The organism is Pseudomonas sp. Van50 (genome assembly GCF_055390755.1).
This window is the reverse complement of the sequence record NZ_AP024343.1, coordinates 1,243,548-1,260,137: the sequence shown is the minus strand read 5'-3', so window position 1 is coordinate 1,260,137 and position 16,590 is coordinate 1,243,548. Positions and strand designations below refer to the sequence as shown.

At 53.6% G+C, this 16,590-nt stretch carries 14 protein-coding genes, 1 tRNA gene and 2 pseudogenes; 7 read left to right on the top strand and 10 right to left on the bottom strand.

Features of this window, described 5'->3' with window-relative positions; all coding sequences use genetic code 11:
- Window position 1 precedes the first annotated feature (1 nt).
- Window positions 2–772, bottom strand: a complete 771-nt coding sequence (gene trmJ, locus ACZ5M5_RS05390; RefSeq protein ID WP_038856918.1) for a tRNA (cytosine(32)/uridine(32)-2'-O)-methyltransferase TrmJ — start codon at window positions 770–772, stop codon at window positions 2–4.
- 144 nt (window positions 773–916) lie between these two features.
- On the opposite strand from trmJ, the gene suhB reads away from it, so the two are divergent.
- Window positions 917–1,735, top strand: a complete 819-nt coding sequence (suhB, locus tag ACZ5M5_RS05385) for a type III secretion system regulator SuhB (protein WP_003185165.1) — start codon at window positions 917–919, stop codon at window positions 1,733–1,735.
- A gap of 424 nt (window positions 1,736–2,159) precedes the next feature.
- Here the strand turns inward: suhB and ACZ5M5_RS05380 are convergent, their stop codons facing one another.
- The 6 genes and pseudogenes from ACZ5M5_RS05380 to queA form a co-directional block, all read right to left on the bottom strand.
- Window positions 2,160–2,708, bottom strand: coding sequence for a glycine zipper 2TM domain-containing protein (locus ACZ5M5_RS05380; RefSeq protein ID WP_014336691.1), 549 nt, complete (start codon window positions 2,706–2,708; stop codon window positions 2,160–2,162).
- A gap of 117 nt (window positions 2,709–2,825) precedes the next feature.
- Window positions 2,826–3,740, bottom strand: coding sequence for a protein translocase subunit SecF (gene secF, locus ACZ5M5_RS05375; protein ID WP_060739096.1), 915 nt, complete (start codon window positions 3,738–3,740; stop codon window positions 2,826–2,828).
- A gap of 9 nt (window positions 3,741–3,749) precedes the next feature.
- Complete coding sequence (gene secD, locus ACZ5M5_RS05370; protein ID WP_060739097.1) at window positions 3,750–5,618, bottom strand: protein translocase subunit SecD; 1,869 nt, start codon at window positions 5,616–5,618, stop codon at window positions 3,750–3,752.
- Window positions 5,619–5,681: 63 nt separating this feature from the next.
- Window positions 5,682–6,020, bottom strand: a complete 339-nt coding sequence (gene yajC / locus ACZ5M5_RS05365; protein ID WP_007916913.1) for a preprotein translocase subunit YajC — start codon at window positions 6,018–6,020, stop codon at window positions 5,682–5,684.
- 43 nt (window positions 6,021–6,063) lie between these two features.
- A pseudogene (gene tgt, locus ACZ5M5_RS05360) lies at window positions 6,064–7,178 on the bottom strand (tRNA guanosine(34) transglycosylase Tgt).
- 14 nt (window positions 7,179–7,192) lie between these two features.
- Window positions 7,193–8,242 (bottom strand): tRNA preQ1(34) S-adenosylmethionine ribosyltransferase-isomerase QueA, encoded by a 1,050-nt coding sequence (gene queA, locus ACZ5M5_RS05355; protein WP_028237240.1) that lies wholly within the window; start codon window positions 8,240–8,242, stop codon window positions 7,193–7,195.
- Window positions 8,243–8,350: 108 nt separating this feature from the next.
- Between queA and ACZ5M5_RS05350 the strand changes: the two genes are divergently transcribed.
- The 3 genes from ACZ5M5_RS05350 (at window position 8,351) to ACZ5M5_RS05340 (ending at window position 10,089) form a co-directional block, all read left to right on the top strand.
- Window positions 8,351–8,435: transfer RNA gene (locus ACZ5M5_RS05350), tRNA-Leu, on the top strand.
- 230 nt (window positions 8,436–8,665) lie between these two features.
- Window positions 8,666–8,995: a hypothetical protein gene (locus ACZ5M5_RS05345; RefSeq protein WP_103309419.1), complete on the top strand. Its 330-nt coding sequence runs from the start codon at window positions 8,666–8,668 to the stop codon at window positions 8,993–8,995.
- A gap of 44 nt (window positions 8,996–9,039) precedes the next feature.
- A complete protein-coding gene (locus tag ACZ5M5_RS05340) occupies window positions 9,040–10,089 on the top strand; it encodes a PD-(D/E)XK nuclease domain-containing protein (protein WP_464738745.1) in 1,050 nt (349 codons plus the stop codon).
- Between the two features lie 34 nt (window positions 10,090–10,123).
- Here ACZ5M5_RS05340 and ACZ5M5_RS05335 read toward each other — a convergent pair.
- Window positions 10,124–10,321 (bottom strand): annotated as a pseudogene (locus ACZ5M5_RS05335) (phosphotyrosine protein phosphatase); the annotation flags it as partial.
- Between ACZ5M5_RS05335 and ACZ5M5_RS05330 the strand changes: the two are divergent.
- Together ACZ5M5_RS05330 and ACZ5M5_RS05325 are read left to right on the top strand one after the other, a co-directional pair.
- The gene (locus ACZ5M5_RS05330; RefSeq protein WP_464739482.1) at window positions 10,268–11,764 is read left to right on the top strand and encodes a hypothetical protein; all 1,497 of its coding nucleotides are present in this window, start codon (window positions 10,268–10,270) and stop codon (window positions 11,762–11,764) included. The pseudogene ACZ5M5_RS05335 and the gene ACZ5M5_RS05330 sit on opposite strands and share 54 nt — an antisense overlap.
- Window positions 11,765–11,997: 233 nt before the next feature.
- On the top strand, window positions 11,998–12,783 hold the full coding sequence (locus tag ACZ5M5_RS05325) for a hypothetical protein (RefSeq protein ID WP_464738744.1): 786 nt from the start codon (window positions 11,998–12,000) through the stop codon (window positions 12,781–12,783).
- 70 nt (window positions 12,784–12,853) lie between these two features.
- On the opposite strand, the gene ACZ5M5_RS05320 is transcribed toward ACZ5M5_RS05325, so the two are convergent.
- Window positions 12,854–13,741: a DUF4435 domain-containing protein gene (locus tag ACZ5M5_RS05320; RefSeq protein ID WP_464738743.1), complete on the bottom strand. Its 888-nt coding sequence runs from the start codon at window positions 13,739–13,741 to the stop codon at window positions 12,854–12,856.
- Between the two features lies 1 nt (window position 13,742).
- Entirely contained in the window at window positions 13,743–15,158 is a 1,416-nt protein-coding gene (locus ACZ5M5_RS05315; protein WP_464738742.1) for an AAA family ATPase, read from the bottom strand.
- A 277-nt stretch (window positions 15,159–15,435) separates the two neighbouring features.
- Between ACZ5M5_RS05315 and ACZ5M5_RS05310 the strand changes: the two genes are divergently transcribed.
- Window positions 15,436–16,443, top strand: coding sequence for a hypothetical protein (locus tag ACZ5M5_RS05310; protein WP_464738741.1), 1,008 nt, complete (start codon window positions 15,436–15,438; stop codon window positions 16,441–16,443).
- Window positions 16,444–16,590: the final 147 nt, after the last annotated feature.

The window sequence follows — 16,590 nt, the reverse complement described above, 5'->3', positions numbered from 1 at the left end:
TTTATTTCTTCCGCTTAATCAGCTCGCCACGGGCCGCCTTCTGGGTTTCCGTGAGGATGCCGCGCAATATATTCATCTCCGCCCGGCTGACCGAGCTTCGTCCGTACAACCGACGCAGGCGCGCCATCAAGTGCCGCGGCTTTTCCGGGTCGAGGAACTCGATGTCCACCAGGGTCTGCTCCAGGTGCTCATAGAATCGTTCCAGCTCGTCCATGGTCGCCAGTGTCTCACTGCGCGGCGACGTGACCTCGGTTTTTTCGACTTTGCTGGGCTTGCCTTCGGCCGCCAGCCAAGCCATGCGCACTTCATAACTCAACACCTGCACCGCCGCCCCCAGGTTCAAGGAACTGAACTCGGGGTCGGAAGGGATATGCACGTGAAAGTGACATCGCTGCAGCTCGTCGTTGGTCAGGCCGGAGTCTTCACGGCCGAACACCAGGGCGATTTCAAAGCCTTGCGCGGCCTCCTCGACCACTTTGGTGCCGCATTCCCGGGGATCGAGCAGCGGCCAGGGAATACGCCGGTCGCGGGCGCTGGTACCAAGCACCAGGTTGCAACCCACCAGGGCATCTTCGAGGGTGGCGACGACTTGCGCGTTGGCCAGGATGTCACCGGCACCAGAAGCACGGGCGTCGGCTTCGTGATGAGGAAACAAGCGCGGCTCGACCAGCACCAGGCGCGACAGGCCCATGTTCTTCATGGCCCGCGCAGCTCCGCCGATGTTACCCGGATGGCTGGTATTGACCAGGACGACACGAATGTTCTGCAACAAGGGGGGCGCTCTCGAACACGATAAAGGGAGCAAATCTTACAGAAGCACCTACCGTTAAGCTATGAAAGCGAACACCAACCTTCTCCTGAGAAAACTTTCTGATAGAATGCGCGGCTTTCTTTAACAACCTTAGGTGACACATCCATGCAGCCCATGCTGAATATCGCGCTGCGCGCCGCCCGCAGCGCCAGTGAACTGATCTTCCGCTCCATCGAGCGCCTGGATACCATCAAGGTCGATGAAAAAGACGCCAAGGACTACGTGTCCGAGGTCGATCGCGCCGCCGAGCAAAAGATCGTCGACGCCCTGCGCAAGGCTTATCCGAACCACTCCATCCTCGGTGAAGAGACCGGCATGCACGCCGGCACTGGCATCGAAGGCGAAGAGTACCTGTGGATCATCGATCCGCTGGACGGCACCACCAACTTCTTGCGCGGCATTCCTCATTTCGCTGTCAGCATCGCCTGCAAATACCGTGGCCGCCTGGAACACGCTGTCGTGCTGGACCCGGTTCGCCAGGAAGAATTCACCGCCAGCCGCGGCCGTGGCGCCCAACTGAACGGTCGTCGCCTGCGCGTCAGCGGCCGCACCAGCCTGGACGGCGCCCTGCTGGGTACCGGCTTCCCGTTCCGTGATGACCAGATGGACAACCTGGACAACTACCTGGGCATGTTCCGCGCCCTGGTCGGCCAGACCGCCGGCATCCGCCGCGCTGGCGCCGCGAGCCTGGACCTGGCTTATGTGGCTGCCGGTCGTTTCGATGCATTCTGGGAGTCGGGCCTGTCCGAGTGGGACATGGCAGCGGGTGCCCTGCTGATCCAGGAAGCGGGTGGTTTGGTGAGCGACTTCACCGGCGGCCACGACTTCCTTGAAAAAGGCCACATCGTTGCCGGCAACACCAAATGCTTCAAGGCTGTGCTCACTGCTATCCAGCCGCATTTGCCGGCTTCGCTGAAACGCTAAGCGACACAGCTACAGAAAAAGCACCTTTCGGGGTGCTTTTTTATGCCTGGATTTTGCACACCCGAACCACTGTGGGAGCAAAGCTTGCTCGCGATACAGTGGCACACTCAACAGAGAGGCCACCTGACCCACCGCTATCGCGAGCAAGCTTTGCTCCCACAGGGTGGACTGCCCCAAAAAGCTGGACACCAACCTGACTTTTGGGGTCAGTCCAGGGGGGATTGGGTTGGCACAGGTTTTATATCCACTGAAGATCCAGTGTGGGAGCGAGCTTGCTCGCGATGGCTGCAGCACATTCAACACTGATACAAGCTGACCCACCGCTATCGCGAGCAAGCTCGCTCCCACAAGGGGGTGGCGGTGAGCCAGGAAATCAGGGCACAAAAAAAGCACCCCGAAGGGTGCTTTTTTCATAGCGGTTGGATCACTGGGCTGGTTCGTTCTGGCCCAGGATCAGTTGGCCTTCCTTGCTCACCGGGATCTGGTTGCCCGGGTCGCGATCCATGCGGACTTTGCCTTCTTTGCCGTCGAGCATGTAGCGAACGTCGTAGCCTACCACCTTGTCGCTGATGTCATTGACCGTGTTGCAACGCGTCTGGGTGGTGGTGTAGGTGTCGCGCTCCTGCATGCCTTCCTGAATCTTGTTACCGGCATAACCACCACCGGCCGCACCCGCCACAGTGGCGATTTTCTTGCCGGTGCCACCGCCGATCTGGTTACCCAGCAGGCCACCGGCTACGGCGCCCAGCACGGTGCCGGCGATCTGGTGCTGGTCCTGGACTGGCTTCTGCCGAGTCACGGTGACGTCCTTGCACACTTCACGCGGGGTCTTGATTTGGGTCTTGACCGGTTCCACGGCCAGTACTTGCGCATACTCAGGGCCACTCTTTACCAAGCTGTAGGTGGCGACCGCGCCACCGGCTGTTACACCGACAGCACCCAATACCGCACCAACCAGCATCGATTTGTTCACTTGAACCTCCTGACCATCACAAGCGGATTAATCCGCGCTTCTCCCAGCCTTGGAGCACAAAAAAAGGCGCGAGTTCAACTCGCGCCTTTTCAGCGGTGACGGGCGGAGCGACGAGCCTTATGGGCGGTCGTCCACTTCCGTTTCGGTGGCCGCAGGAGGAATCAGGTCCTCGGAGTTCAGGTTCAGCCAGATCAGCACCACGTTGGCGATATAGATCGACGAGTAGGTACCCGCCATTACACCGATGAACAGCGCGATGGAGAAACCGAACAGGTTGTCGCCACCAAAAAACAGCAGAGCAGCAATCGCCAGCAAGGTAGAGATCGATGTCGCCATGGTCCGCAGCAGCGTCTGGGTGGTCGAGATGTTGATGTTCTCGACCAACGATGCCTTGCGCAGCACACGGAAGTTTTCACGCACCCGGTCGAACACCACGATAGTGTCGTTGAGGGAGTAACCGATGATCGCCAACACCGCCGCCAGCACCGTCAAGTCGAAGGTGATCTGGAAGAACGACAGGATACCCACGGTCACGATCACGTCGTGGATCAGCGAGGCAATCGCACCCACCGCGAACTTCCACTGGAAGCGGAAAGCCAGGTAGAGCATCACGCCGCCCAGCGCCAACAGCATGCCGAGGCCGCCCTGGTCGCGCAGTTCTTCACCCACTTGCGGGCCGACGAACTCGACGCGCTTGACCTGGGCCGGGTTGTCGCCTCCAGCCTTCTGCAAGGCTTCGGCTACCTGGTGGCCCAGTTGCGGGTCTTCACCCGGCATGCGCACCAGCAGGTCGGTGGTCGCACCGAAGCTCTGCACGATGGCATCGCTGTAGCCCGAGGTCGCCAGTTGCTCACGCACCTTGGTGACATCGGCCGGACGCTCGTAGGTCAGCTCGATGAGCGTACCGCCGGTGAAGTCCAGGCCGTAGTTCAATCCCTTGGTGGCCCAGCTGAACAACGCCAGTACGGTAAGGAACAATGTGACGCCGAACGCAATGTTGCGAACGCCCATGAAGTTGATTGTACGTAACATGGCAGCCCCTTAAATCCACAACTTCTTGAAGTCACGACCGCCAAAGATCAGGTTGACCATTGCGCGGGTCACCATGATGGCTGTGAACATCGAGGTAAAGATCCCGAGGGACATGGTCACTGCGAAGCCTTTGACCGGGCCGGTGCCCATGGCAAAGAGAATCCCGCCGACCAGCAACGTGGTCAGGTTGGAGTCGAGAATCGCGGTGAATGCCCGGCCGAAGCCTTCGTTGATTGCCCGCTGGATCGTCATGCCCGCGGCGATCTCTTCACGTATCCGCGAGAAGATCAGCACGTTGGCGTCCACCGCCATGCCCATGGTCAACACGATACCGGCGATACCCGGCAGGGTCAGCGTAGCACCCAGCAGCGACATCAGGGCCAGCAGCAGCACCATGTTCACCGCCAGCGCGACGGTGGCGATGATGCCGAAGAAACGGTAGATGGCGATGATGAACAGCGAGACGAACAGCATGCCCCACAGCGATGCATCGATACCCTTGGTGATGTTGTCGGCACCCAGGCTCGGGCCGATGGTGCGTTCTTCAGCGAAGTACATCGGCGCGGCCAGGCCACCGGCACGCAGCAGCAGGGCCAGTTCCGAGGATTCACCCTGGCCGTTCAGGCCGGTGATGCGGAACTGGCTGCCCAGTGGCGACTGAATGGTCGCCAGGCTGATGATTTTCTTCTCTTCCTTGAAGGTCTGCACCGCGACGTCTTTCTCGACACCGTCGACCACTTGCTTGGTGTAGGTGGTGGTCGGCTTCTGCTCGATGAAGATCACCGCCATGCTGCGACCGACGTTGCTGCGCGTGGCGCGGCTCATCAGTTCGCCACCGTGGCCGTCGAGACGGATGTTCACCTGTGGACGACCCTGCTCGTCGAAGCCCGCCTGGGCGTCGGTCACCTGGTCACCGGTGATGATCAGGCCACGCTCGATCTGCGCCGCCGGACGACCGCCTTCACGGAACTCGAAGCTCTCTGTGGTGGCCTTGGAAGCGCCTGGTTCAGCACCGAGGCGGAATTCCAGGTTGGCTGTTTTACCAAGGATACGCTTGGCTTCGGCGGTGTCTTGCACGCCTGGCAGCTCAACCACGATGCGGTTGGCGCCCTGGCGCTGCACGATCGGCTCGGCCACACCCAGTTCGTTGACGCGGTTACGTACCGTGGTCAAGTTCTGCTTGATGGAGTATTCGCGGATTTCCGCCAGCTTGGCCGGGGTCATCGCCAGACGCAGCACCGCCTGACCATTGAGGTCGGCCGGCACAATGTCGAAATCGTTGAAGTTCTTGCGGATCAGCGCACGGGCCTGCTCGCGGGTATCTTCATCGCTGAAGCCCAGCTGAATGGCACCGTTGAGTTGCGGCAGGCTGCGATAGCGCAGGCGCTCTTTACGCAGCAGGCTCTTGACGTCGCCTTCGTAGACTTTCATCCGCGCGTCGAGGGCTTTTTCCATGTCCACTTCCAGCAGGAAGTGCACACCACCGGACAAGTCCAGGCCCAGCTTCATCGGATGCGCGCCAAGCTTGCGCAGCCATTGCGGGGTGGTCTGGGCCAGGTTCAGGGCTACAACGTAATCGTCGCCCAACGCCTTGCGCACCACGTCCTTGGCTGGCAACTGGTCTTCCGACTTGACCAGGCGCAGCAGGCCGCCCTTGCCGTTTTCGGCGATGGACGCAGCCTTGACCTCGATATTGGACGCCTTGAGCGCAGCGCTCGCACGGTCCAGATCGGCCTGGGTGACCTGCAGCGCAGTGCTTGCGCCACTGACCTGAATGGCCGGGTCATCCGGGTATAGATTGGGAGCGGAATAAATCAGACCGACCGCCAGCACCGCCAGGATCAGTACATATTTCCACAGAGGGTATTTGTTCAGCATCACGCCGCCCGCTTATGACGCGGGGCGCCTTGCGCGCCCCGTCGATTGAATAGAAGTTGTTACTTAGATCGCTTTCAGTGTGCCTTTTGGCAACGTGGCCGCGATAGCGCCCTTCTGGAACTTCATTTCAACAGTGTCGGACACTTCCAGTACCACGAAGTCATCGGCCACTTTGGTGATCTTGCCAGCGATACCGCCGGTGGTAACCACTTCATCGCCCTTTTGCAGGCTGCTCAGCAGGTTCTTCTGCTCTTTGGCGCGCTTGGCCTGTGGACGCCAGATCATCAGGTAGAAGATGACCAGGAAGCCGACCAGGAAAATCCACTCGAAACCACCGCCCATAGGGCCGGCAGCAGCAGGTGCAGCCGCGTCAGCCATGGCATTAGAGATAAAAAAGCTCATTTAGCACTCCAGTTGCAAGTATTGAATCTAGGGATCGGAAAACTCAGTCCAAAGGCGGTACAGGCAACCCGCGCTTGGCATAGAAGGCCTCGACAAAGGCGGCCAATGTACCCTGTTGGATAGCCTCGCGCAAACCAGCCATAAGCACCTGATAATGGCGCAAATTGTGGATGGTATTGAGCATACTGCCGAGCATTTCGCCGCACTTGTCCAAATGATGCAGATAAGCGCGGGAGAAGTTCTGGCAGGTATAGCAATCGCACGTCGGATCCAGCGGCGAATCATCATGGCGATGGAACGCGTTACGGATCTTCAGCACGCCCGTGTCGATGAACAGATGCCCATTGCGGGCATTACGGGTTGGCATCACGCAATCGAACATGTCCACCCCGCGGCGCACACCCTCAACCAGATCTTCCGGTTTGCCAACGCCCATAAGGTAACGAGGTTTGTCAGCGGGCATTTCGCCCGGCAGGTAATCGAGCACCTTGATCATCTCGTGCTTGGGCTCGCCCACCGACAGGCCGCCAATCGCCAGGCCGTCGAAGCCGATCTTGTCCAGGCCTTCCAGCGAGCGCATGCGCAGGTCGCGGTGCATGCCGCCCTGGACGATGCCGAACAGCGCCGCGGTGTTTTCGCCATGGGCATTCTTCGAGCGCTGGGCCCAGCGCAACGACAGCTCCATGGACACCCGCGCCACGTCTTCATCGGCCGGGTACGGCGTGCATTCGTCGAAGATCATCACGATGTCCGAGCCCAGGTCGCGCTGCACCTGCATCGACTCTTCCGGGCCCATGAACACCTTGGAACCGTCCACCGGAGAAGCGAAGGTCACGCCCTCCTCCTTGATCTTGCGCATCGCGCCCAGGCTGAACACCTGGAAACCGCCGGAGTCGGTCAGGATCGGGCCTTTCCACTGCATGAAATCGTGCAGGTCGCCGTGGGCCTTGATCACTTCCATGCCCGGGCGCAGCCACAGGTGGAAGGTATTGCCCAGGATGATCTCCGCGCCAATCGCCTCGATGTCCCGTGGCAGCATGCCCTTGACCGTGCCGTAGGTGCCCACCGGCATGAACGCCGGGGTTTCCACGGTACCGCGGGGAAGGTCAGACGACCGCGACGAGCCTTGCCATCGGTGGCGAGCAGCTCGAAGGACATGCGACAGGTGCGACTCATACTGTTTCCTCGGGTCCGCGTGGCGCGGGGTTACGGGTGATGAACATCGCATCACCGTAGCTGAAAAAGCGGTATCCATGCTCGACGGCGGCCTTGTAGGCGGCCATGGCTTCGGGATAACCGGCGAACGCCGAAACCAGCATCAACAGCGTGGATTCGGGCAAATGAAAGTTGGTGACCAGGGCATCGACCACATGGAACGGCCGACCCGGGTAGATGAAGATGTCGGTGTCGCCACTGAACGGCTTGAGCACGCCATCGCGGGCAGCGCTTTCCAGGGACCGCACGCTGGTGGTCCCCACCGCCACCACCCGCCCACCGCGAGCGCGACAGGCCGCCACGGCATCGACCACATCCTGGCTCACTTCCAGCCATTCGTTGTGCATGTGGTGGTCTTCGATACGCTCGACCCGCACCGGCTGGAACGTGCCAGCGCCCACGTGCAGCGTCACGAACGCGGTCTCCACGCCCTTGGCGGCAATTGCTTCCAGCAACGGCTGATCGAAATGCAACCCCGCCGTCGGCGCCGCCACCGCCCCCAGGCGCTCGGCGTACACGGTCTGATAACGCTCGCGGTCCGAACCTTCGTCCGGGCGATCTATATAAGGAGGCAACGGCATGTGCCCGACACGGTCGAGCAGCGGCAACACCTCTTCGGCAAATTCCAGCTCGAACAACGCATCATGCCGCGCCACCATCACCGCCTCGCCGCCACCGTCGATCAAAATCGACGAACCCGGCTTGGGCGACTTGCTGGAGCGCACATGGGCCAGCACACGATGACTGTCCAGCACCCGCTCCACCAGAATCTCCAGCTTGCCGCCGGAGGCCTTCTGGCCAAACAACCGCGCCGGAATCACCCTGGTATTGTTGAACACCATCAAATCGCCCGGGCGCAAATGCTCAAGCAAATCAGTGAATTGACGGTGAGCCATGGCACCGCTGACCCCGTCCAGGGTCAACAGTCGACTGGCGCGACGCTCCGCCAGAGGGTGGCGAGCGATCAGCGAATCCGGGAGTTCGAAGGTAAAGTCAGCAACACGCATGATGGGGTTCGTCTAGCAGGGCCGGAAAGTCTAGCGGAAATATCAAAAATTCACCATGAAACGTGATTGACCAACGGTAGGCACCTCTCTATACTTCGCCGCCATTGAGCCCTGATGGCGGAATTGGTAGACGCGGCGGATTCAAAATCCGTTTTCGAAAGGAGTGGGAGTTCGAGTCTCCCTCGGGGCACCATCTTAAAGAAAGACCTTGAAATTCAAGGTCTTTTTTTTCGTCTGCAAAAAAGTGTCTACCGTGCCCACACCCACAAGAACACCACAACCCCTGTGGCGAGGGAGCTTGCTTCCGCTTGAGCGCGAAGCGCTCACAAAGATCTCACTACCCCCACCAATGCTCCGCCTTGCAACACCCTGCTGACCCAGCTCCACCGCCCCTCCTCACCCGCTGACAAAGGACTTCACCCCATGGAATTGCTGCTGGAAACAGTCGCTCTTTACTCGCTGAAGCTGGCCTATGAGACAGAGGGTCACAGCCCGATTTTGCGGGATGATCCGTTGATGGGCGGGTGTGATCGGGAGGTGTTTGGGTTGTTGGTGCGCAGAGAAGACATCCAAACTATCCAGGCGAAAGTGCAGCACTGCCTGGACTTGGCGCTGGAGGCAATTGGGGGAAGCAATACAGCTTTGGGACGGGAACTCGGGCGGTTAGCGACTGACTTCGGCGCTTCCCGAACGGTAGAAGAGCTTCGGGGCCCGCTTCTAGCCCTTAGGGATTACCTGAAAGATATCCAGTAAACCTGCGGGACCTGGCGCAACCGAACATCTTGGAGAAATACGTTTTGCTGAAATGGATCTCTGCATTTTTTCTTAGAAGTCGCGAAAACGACACGCTGGGCGAGTTAGTGATGGAGAACCGGCGCTGGCGCATGTTCGCCAAGGTCGGGTTCATCATACTGACGTTGATGCCCATCCTCACTTACTGCTCATGGATAGCCCCATGGTTTGAGGACTCTGGAGTTACCAATCCCGCAGTGCTTGAGGTGATCAATAGCGAAGAGTATCAACGGGCAACCCGGGAGGTCTTTGCTCTGCTCGACCTGTATAACCGCGGGGAGATCGACCTGGATTCGCTGCATGGTTTACAGGGCGTACATCGAATTGGCGGGGTGATGGTCACTTTCAACCTGAAACTGGTGCCACGAGACGAGCCCAGGCAGGGAGGAGGCAGCAAATACAAGCTTGATGGCCAGTACAAAGTGACCGTCTCCATAGGCTATCTTGTTTTGTTTTTGACCATCGAGTTGGTTCTGATCGGGCTAGCAGCCTGCGCAATTTTCCAAGGGCCACCAAAAGCGCAGCGCAGGTTTGAGGAACAGATACTCCAAGAGCATTTCTCCTTTGATATGCCCGTGCTCCCCGCCCCCCAAGAGCGAGCCGACAAGATCATCGAGCGCATGCTGCTACGTTTTCACCGTTTTGCGAAAGACTTGGAACACCGCCCGCGCGGCCGAAAGGGAATCCAGCTTGACGATGAATACGACGTCCAGTTTCTGGTCAACGCGTTGCTAAGATTGCAGTTCGATAACGTAAAGTCTGAAGAGCCGTCCCCGAGCATGGCAGCAGGCGGCACCCGCACAGACTTCTTCCTGCCTGAGCATGGGCTCTTTATTGAACTCAAGATGACGCGCGATGGCATGACGGTAAGATCGCTGGCAGACGCGCTTATCCTGGATATCGCACGCTACCGGGCCCATCCCGAATGCCATGCAATCATTTTCTTCGTTTACGACCCTCGCGGCCTTGTTAAAAACACAGTGGCATTGCAAACGGAGTTAACGGAAATTGCAGGCGAGCTACCTGTGAGCCTGATCGTTTCGCCTAGCCATTGAAGAAAAGGCGGCTCGTGAAGATTGCCCTAAATGCTCAAATACACAGGTACGGCGTCACCGCCAGCTCAAGCATGTCCACCAGCTCAGGATCCATGAAGCGATAGTCATCGGGAATATCCAGAACATGCAGCTGCTTGTGCTCAAGCAGCCGGGCGTACTCTGCCCGTAGACGGTGCTCGTGCTTGCGCTTCATCACAAAAATGACATCGGCCCAACGGATATCCGCTGGGCCGCCTCGGATAAACTCACCCATAATCTGGCCGTTTTTCCCGCTCTCCTCCACGTAACCACGGAATGGCAAAAAATTGAAGGACTCAGATTGATGTCAATTTCAATAGGGGATTTTTTCTACCCTTACGTAAAGTTTCTCCACGGCGCTGCCTACAACCTACACCAGATCCTTGAAGGCCTTGGCGTCGTATCATCGACCTTCGCCGGGCGTAACGACGCCGGGCAAATCATCGGAACTTACTGGTCGCCCGATGAAGCCATGGTGATCACGCTGGGCTATCTGATGATGCTGTCACTGCTGCTGATCCCCTTGCTGGCAGCAACGGCCTTTACCGTGAGCAAGAAGCGAGGCGTGTTCATCTTCTTCGCGCTCTTGTTCCTACCCGGTGTGTTGAACTGCCTGGGCCTTTTCCCAAGCATCAATTACCTGCCCATCCGCTACACCATCAATGGCGTTGGAAAGCTGGGCAGCGAAGTCGGGCTGATTCCCCTGTTGATGCTTTGCGCCCTCACCGGATGGGGTGTCACGGTCCTTATTTATGACAACCTCAACCTCACCGAACGCTTCCGACAGCTATACGATCACTTCTGGTTTCCGCTGGCATTGGTCGCAGCGGTGTTCTTCGTGGCGGACAACGGTGCCAATGAAGACGCCGCATTGCTGAAGGAGGCGACAGCGAGCATCCAGGACGCCAGCGCGTTCCTGTTGGGCCAGATCAGGGGCTACGATGATTACTGTAAGGCCAATGGCCTGGGTAACCTGAAGTCGTGCCAGTGGAGCAGCGATTCACAGTGGACCTTTACTCACATCAAGGAAGGTGAAGCCAGCTACTTCATGGATTACGCACCGGACGACTCCAAAGGGTTCTACGCCGCGAATAGAAGAACCCTAAGCGATGAGGACGTGATCGCCATTCGCACAGAGATCAACGAATACAACCAACGGTTGTGCCCCGTGAAGCACTTTTCCAATGGCATGTCGCGCTCATCGCCGCTCTCCAGCACCTGTGAGTACGTCCCCCGTGGTTATTGCTCGGTCAATCCTGATGGTCCGCCGGGACTTGTAGACAAAAATATCAGCAGCCACACCGTAGCCTTGGCCAGCGAATGCATCATTCCCTGGCTCGCCGGTGCCAAGCCTTCCTTGAAGCAGTTGTCGGCGCTAGTCAGCCAACATGACAAAGCCAAGAATCAGCGTTGGCTGTATTTCCTTGCTGTCGCTGTGGCGGTCGGAGCAAAAGTGGCGTTGGCGACTACCAAGTTGTGTTTGATTGATGCACGGCCTGCGGCTGATAGGCGTCGGGTTCTTAGGGCTGCACGGTATCGGCTGGGCCAGTGCCTCCGTGTGCTGAAACGCCTGCTGGTTGGTTCTGGCCGCTTAGCATGGTGCGCCGCAACCCGTGTATCCAAGCTGCTTAGCCGAGGAATAGCACGGGGAGACTAATAATCTACCTAGACATACCGAGCGCAGGGCGCTTACGCCAGGCCAATCTAGGTAGCAAAGGAGACGGACCAGCTCAGCCATAGAGCCATAGTAAATAAATCCGCCCCCCTATTTTTGTTAAAAGTCTATTATCACCACAACGACAAACAAAAATAACGCATACAATGGAGATCTGACTTTTGAGCCTTTTCGACAACGCGATCCGATCTATACAGATAGGACTAGATGACTACATGCACGATGATCGCTTAGCATCCAGCGTTAGAAATATTTATGCAGGCATCTTACTTCTCTTCAAGCACAAACTACTACTATTAGGAGGAGAAGACTCTAGCGCCGCATTAATAAAGCAAAATGTTATTCCTGTACTTAACTCGAACGGTGTTGTCACCTGGAAAGGAGTAGGAAATAAGACTATCGACGTAGCCACTATAAAAAGCCGCCTTAGCTCCTTAGGCATCTCGGTAGACTGGAAAATTTTTGATCGCATCAACAAACACCGCAACGAGATTGAACATTATTTCAGCCCCACCACCGAAGAGGAAATCGCCAATCTATTAGCAGACTGTTTTATAATCATAAGCAAATTTCTCGCCGAACACCTGAACACAGATGCAAAAAAAATGCTTGGCGAAGAGTCCTGGCAAGTACTTTTGCATGCATACGAAGTTTATGAATTCGAAAATGAAAACGTGACACGTAAAATTTGCACGCTCGACTTTCATCACAAAATCATCAGAGACATTTTCATAGATTTCTGCTGCATCTCCTGCTCATCAAGCCTTGTGAATCCTACTCAATTAGGAATCAAAGCGGAACGATCTATATTTTGTTGCGCTGAGTGTGATTCGATGTACAGCTATGATGACATTTGTAACGCTGGCGTCCTAGACCTTCATCTGCGTAATTACTCACCCAACGCAGGGCAAAACAGCCGCTCTTTTTCCAACTGTGAAATCTGCAATGAAGGGCTATATTTAATTGAATACCGAGTATGCACTACCTGCGGTTGCAATTGACTAAAGATCCTTCAAAGAAAGGGAACAAATTTATTTTCATCCAGAAAATAAAATCTGCCCCATTTAGTCGCTATTTGGAAATAAAACCATTCCCAGCCAAGACCTCAGCCAATGCGGTTTTAAGCTCATCCAGACGATCGAGCGAGCAGTATTTTGCCAACTTGAACATCAGGCTCGCTGTATTCATAGAACCACAACCTTTGGCGCGAATTAAAAAGCTTAACATAGGCAAAAGAAAATCCTTGCCGGACACCACATCAAGAGGATGAAGATTACTTGCATAATCATTCACCATTTGCAACTCTGAACGCCAAGCCACTTCACCGACCGCTTTAATACACTCTCCAGCGATGTCAGATTTTAAATTTTCTATTTTCTCAAGATCAACAAATGGACTTTCACCTCGACCACGCTGAGTTAAAATGGAGGCAAGGCCATGGGATACCGTTTTCAAATCAGGCTTTACTTCTCTAGCAGCGGCAAATACAACGAACAATTCCTTTAGGGAACTAAGAATAGAAGAGCAAAAATCTGTCCACTCCTCTCTCGAAAGAGCTTGCTCGCGAAGAATAACACCTGATCCCTCAGCAATAAGTTCCCGGGCAGCAATACTGCAAAAAAGGTAATTTTCGATACAGTAACTTCGCAATTGAAATAAGTTTCTATAGCCCGTTTTCCTCGCACCCAACAGTAAGTCTAAATCCCCGTCAATTAGGAAAATCGCGGGATTGGGATCAATGTACTCCTCACATACCTTAAGAACGTGGGATCGTCCATGGAGAGGAATGATTTTTTTTATCATATCCTCTCCTGCAACCATCCTATTTAATAACTCAAGGTAAAATGCTTCTGAGTTGCTATCCTCTACATACACCTCAATGGGCTGCAACCCCCGATAAAGTAACCCTATACTTTCACTTGCTGAAGCAGACCATGAAGGAACTTCATCCAACGACATATCAGATCCCTCCATTCAGAGGGATATAGTATTTTTTTCTCCCGCCAATAATAGCTGGAGAGTGAGTCGCCAAAATTATTTGCAGATCGGGTCCGGCAGCCTGTACAGCTTCTACGAACATATCTTGCCATGCGATATGCAGAGATAACTCTGGCTCGTCCACGATAAACACTCCGCTTCTTGGAAGATGAGCATTCAACGACAAATGCGCAAGCATTATTAAGATCTGCCTCTCCCCAGAAGAAAGAACAGTAAGAGATCTTTCAACATCAGAAATAAATATACTGACCTCACCGCGATTTGTTACACTTATTTTCTTTTTTGTTTGCTTCAAAAATAAGTTTACTAAACTTTCAAATTTTTGTAGAGGCTCGTAAATTTCAGACTTAATCTTCTCGTACTCACCAATCAAATTAATAAGCCTATCAATTCGAGCAATCTGGTGACTATTAGCAAACCACGTTGCCAAAACCTTTGAAGACTCCAAAGATATAGATTGCGTCTTTCCCTTGCTGGTTTCTGAAGGAATAGAATCACTATCCTTCCTCTTAGGCAAAGCACTTCTCCGCGAGGACGCAAACGGGTTATCGCTTAAGGCAAACACAGTCAACGCGCTATTTAAAATACCCGTTAAATTATCGAAAAATCTATCATACATAGCCGACAGTTCTTCATTTTTCACATCTAGATTTATTAATGCATTTTTAATTGTGCGCTGCTTGTCTTTTAGCTGCCTCAAACTTTTACTATCAGGCAAAGACATCGAACTGTTATTACCATCAATAAAAAACGAATCTAGAATTATTTTATTACGCAACTTGTGATCTTCAATAGTTTGTCGATCTTTAATTTCCGCGCTTTTTTTAGAAATTAATTCTAGCGCCTCTTTCATCCCTACGTCGGCCCCCTGAGCATCATCAGCATTTTTCTCAAGGAAAAATTTACTCAGAGTGAAAGGTGAATTATCGTATGGTGTTACTTCTTTTATGAAACGCCTATCTAGACTTAAGTACATCGGCGAAGGTAGTTTCGATATAAATCTAAATACATCATTTGATAAAAATTTACTTGTAGCAGATCTATCTGAAGAATGCGTCAGCTCTTGAATATTTGCTCTGAGCACTTGATCTCCTGGAGCATCAGAACTGGAAACCCGCAACTCCAACCACTCATCAATCTGCCTAGCTCTGATAAAGAACGGCATCATAGAATCGATCTTTACGCACAACTCAGCTGTTCCGAAGCTAATTTTAGCTAAATCTTCTAGCGAGGGAACTAGAAGCGCAGAAATTATATTTAACGCCGACGTTTTTCCAGAACCATTTAGCCCAGCAATGAAATTCACGTCATCGTTAAACTTTATATTAAAACCCAAATGACTATGTACGCCTACCGCAGAAAAACTTATTAATTTCAAAATTCCTCCTTGAACAAAGTTTTTTAAGAAGAGCCATATGCACACCATAGCTTAGCGGAGTTCACCAAGTGGCACAACGCCACACCCCAAATCCTTTATAATCAATAACTTGCTTTTGGCCGAGTCTGTTGGCTTACTCGCAGAAGGGGACAGGTCAACTCCGATACCATCACGACTATCGCGATTCGCCACAGAAGGTGCTTCAACCATCAGATGGCTTCAAACGCCTTTCCTCCTATGTTAGGGTAAGATTGAATCTCTATCGAAGATCAAAACCATGCATAGCAGAGACGACTCATTCTCGATAAAAATCAGCGACCCTGATTTGATAGATAACTCCCCGAATACAAAGCTAATCAACCTTAACGATAAGCGCCTTATTCTCTTTAAAGAAAATAGTACTTATTACATTTTAACTGCAGACGGCATCGACCCTGAGCGGCAGCACTTAGACACCGGCAATACTTATGAAAAAATCTCAGCCTACGGCTCATCCTCGCAGCTATTCGCAAGAATATTTTTGCAAAGCCAGGAGATCCTTGATCTAACCTTCTGGGACAATCCCAACAAAGAGTCCATCTTAGCAAAAATATGGGAAACAAATTTATTATTGGCCAATTGTGTCAATTACCGGGATGAGATTACAAAACAGATCGATGATGTCGCGACTCGCTGCGATGCGCTTATAGAACAGCACAAGCATGGAAAAAGCATACCGGCCTTACCGCAAATATCAAATCTGGACTTGAACACCAAAGCATTTCTCAGCACCGGAAAACTTTTCATTACACAATGCTTTAAGCTTATTTCAATGTTCGTACCTCTTCCGATCAAAAGTGCCAACGAAACTCATTTCAACACTCATATCAAGTGGCTTGAAACGAATGCCCCCGAACTGTCCAGTTTGACAACAGCCTTAAAATCGGATCTTGGGTGGATAAGGACGCTCTCCGAATGCCGGAATGCAATAGAACACTCGCGACCAGGCCTAAGCATAAAGCTGAACAACTTCAAGCTACTACCAGGAAATAAATTCACTCTTCCCACATGGTGTTACGACCTAACCGACAGGATCCCAATTAAGAGGGAATGTGCAATAATAGATGAGATGGATACATATATAAACAATATGCTATTCATGCTTGAGGAAATTCTCCTACATTGCATCTCAATAAAGCTCTTAGTCGATAATAAATTTCAGATTTATCAAATAGATGAGAATGCTATTAACCCTAAATGCCCAATCGCCTACCGCGCGTTCTTTAGCAAAACCTCTTACCCTTGAGGCTATTAGTAAAACAAAAAGTTCCTGATAGATTAAAAGGGAAAGGGTATCAGTTCCCCATATTCATGAAACGGAAAAGGGACGAAAAATAGGTTATCTCAACCCTAAATGTTCGAATTGTACTCCCCATGAATTGCCTCTCGACCC

Excerpts from the sequence above, each read along its gene's own strand:
- queA (WP_028237240.1), bottom strand. The coding sequence starts at position 8,242 with ATGCGTGTTGCTGACTTTACCTTCGAACTCCCGGATTCGCTGATCGCT.
- ACZ5M5_RS05320 (WP_464738743.1), bottom strand. The coding sequence starts at position 13,741 with ATGTCGTTGGATGAAGTTCCTTCATGGTCTGCTTCAGCAAGTGAAAGT.
- yajC (WP_007916913.1), bottom strand. The coding sequence starts at position 6,020 with ATGAGCTTTTTTATCTCTAATGCCATGGCTGACGCGGCTGCACCTGCT.
- secF (WP_060739096.1), bottom strand. The coding sequence starts at position 3,740 with ATGTTACGTACAATCAACTTCATGGGCGTTCGCAACATTGCGTTCGGC.
- suhB (WP_003185165.1), top strand. The coding sequence starts at position 917 with ATGCAGCCCATGCTGAATATCGCGCTGCGCGCCGCCCGCAGCGCCAGT.
- ACZ5M5_RS05325 (WP_464738744.1), top strand. The coding sequence starts at position 11,998 with ATGCACGATGATCGCTTAGCATCCAGCGTTAGAAATATTTATGCAGGC.
- secD (WP_060739097.1), bottom strand. The coding sequence starts at position 5,618 with ATGCTGAACAAATACCCTCTGTGGAAATATGTACTGATCCTGGCGGTG.
- ACZ5M5_RS05310 (WP_464738741.1), top strand. The coding sequence starts at position 15,436 with ATGCATAGCAGAGACGACTCATTCTCGATAAAAATCAGCGACCCTGAT.
- ACZ5M5_RS05345 (WP_103309419.1), top strand. The coding sequence starts at position 8,666 with ATGGAATTGCTGCTGGAAACAGTCGCTCTTTACTCGCTGAAGCTGGCC.